The organism is Actinomycetota bacterium (genome assembly GCA_036280995.1).
Classification (GTDB): domain Bacteria; phylum Actinomycetota; class CALGFH01; order CALGFH01; family CALGFH01; genus CALGFH01.
In genome coordinates this window covers 1-2,001 of sequence record DASUPQ010000541.1, presented here as the reverse complement: position 1 = coordinate 2,001, position 2,001 = coordinate 1, and the positions used below count along the sequence as shown (strand labels likewise).

The following is a 2,001-nucleotide window of genomic DNA, read 5'->3' as shown; positions in this document are numbered from 1 at the left end:
AGCCTTGTGGGGCCTGGCCTTCGGGTACAGCTGGTATGGGCTGGTGGCCCGGCCGGGGTCGCTGCCGGCCGCCAGCTTCCTGGCCGGGTTCCACAACGGCCTCGCCCTTAGCTGGCTGTCGTGTGCCGGCTTTGTCATGTTGCTGACCCCGACCGGGTCGCTGCCCTCGCGCCGCTGGCGGTGGTGGGCCAGGGTGGCGGCGGCCGCGGCCGGGGTGTGGCTGCTGGGGTCGGTCGTGCACCCTGCGCCGCTGGCCCCGGAGTACCCGGCGATCGGGAACCCGCTGGCCGTCCCGGCCTTGCCTCGCCCGCTGCTGGACGCCGCGGGTGGGATCGGCGGCGCCGTTGTGTTGGCGGCGCTGGTGGTTGGGGCTTGGTCGCTGGTGGGCCGCTTTCGCCGCGCTCGCGGGGTGGAGCGCCAGCAGCTGCGCTGGCTGGCGCTCGCGGCTGGGTTGGCGGCGGTGGCGCTGCTGGCCGCCATCGCCACCCTGATGGGCGACTTGGGCTCCAACCTGTTGGACGCGGCGTTGGGTGTCTGTGCGGCGCTGCTGCCGCTGGCCACCGGCGCGGCGATTCTGCGCTATCGGCTGTACGACATCGACCGGATCATCAGCCGCACGATCGCCTATGGCCTGCTCACCGTGCTCCTGGGGTTTGCCTATGCCGGGGTGGTGCTGGGGCTGGGTCGGCTGCTGCCCCAGGGCTCCGGCCTGGTGGTGGCCGCCGCGACGCTGGCGGTGGCGGCGGTGTTCCAGCCGGCCCGCCGCCGCATCCAAGCTGGGGTAGACCGGCGTTTTAACCGGCGCCGCTACGACAGCGCCCAGACGATCACGGTGTTCAGCGCCCGGCTGCGCGAGCAGGTCGACCTGGACACCCTGTCGGTCGAGCTGTTGGCGGTGGTCGAGCAGACGATGCAGCCGACCCAGGCGTCGCTGTGGCTGCGCCCCACCGGCCACCCCACGGCCGCAGCCAGAACCGTTGGCCGCGGCTGACGCTGCGATGGCCCAGCCAGGAGCGCGCCGGGTGACCCCTGCGGCCCGACTCGCCAGAGCGCGCCGCCGGGGTCACGTCGGCGCACGCGTACCAGCCCTCGGTGATGCAGGCCTCGGTGGTGCGGGCTGCTCCGAAGCCAGTTCGCCGGGATGGGTCGCCGGGGGGCTGGTGGGGTTGGCCAGCTGGGGACCGTCGATGTCTGCGAGTCGCATTGACACCTCCTTCGGGCAGCTGCCACGAAGGCCAGGTAGCGGAAGGAATAAGCGGCGCCAGACCGTGGCCGCGGCCCCGGGAAGGGGGTGTTCGCAGCCAGCCCCGGTGAGCTGGCGCCGCCGGCCGCCATGGTGCCGAACGCCGGGATGGGCGGGGAAGGGGCCAAACAGGCGAAGATCGGCCCTGTTGCTTGCTGGTCGCCGGCAACCCATCCTGGACGGGAGGCCGGTTCCCCGTCCTGGACACCGGAGGAGTGAACGGTGGAGATGGCAGGGCCGTGACCACGAGACGGCCAGGGGGCACCGATGATGCGGTGACGGCCGCACTGGCCCGGATTGCCGCTGACTTCGCCGAGGCCGAGTCCCTACCCGTGTCGCTGTTCGGCGACTACCTGCAGGTCCTGATGGCGGTGGCCAAGACAGGGCGCCGGCTGACCCGCGACGAGCTGGAGGCCTGCTGCCAGCACGGTGCGGAGGCGGCCGGGTTGGGCGTGCCGCTGCGGGCAGTGGTGGATGCCTACCTCACGGTGACCTGGCAGACCTGGGACAAGCTACCCGCGGCCAGCACGGCAGGCAGCGCGAGCGCCGTGCACTCCGTGGCGCGGGCTGTGCTGCGGGCCGCCGGCGATGCCGCCGCGGCCCTCGCCGACGGCTACGAGCGCGCCCAGCGGATCACCGTCCGCCGCGAGGAGGCGTTGCGGCGCGAGTTCATCGACGACCTGCTCGCCGGCCGCGGCGACCTGGAGCTGCTGGTGGAGCGGGCTGAGCGGTTCGGGCTGCGGCTGGGCGGCCGCCAC

2 protein-coding genes are annotated in these 2,001 nt (G+C 73.4%); both read left to right on the top strand.

The features are described from left to right. Positions 1–991, top strand: a 991-nt coding sequence (locus VF468_18155) for a hypothetical protein (protein HEX5880213.1), incomplete at its 5' end; no start/stop codon positions are given. 491 nt (positions 992–1,482) lie between these two features. Then, positions 1,483–2,001: PucR family transcriptional regulator (locus VF468_18150; protein ID HEX5880212.1), on the top strand; the 519-nt coding region annotated here is incomplete at its 3' end.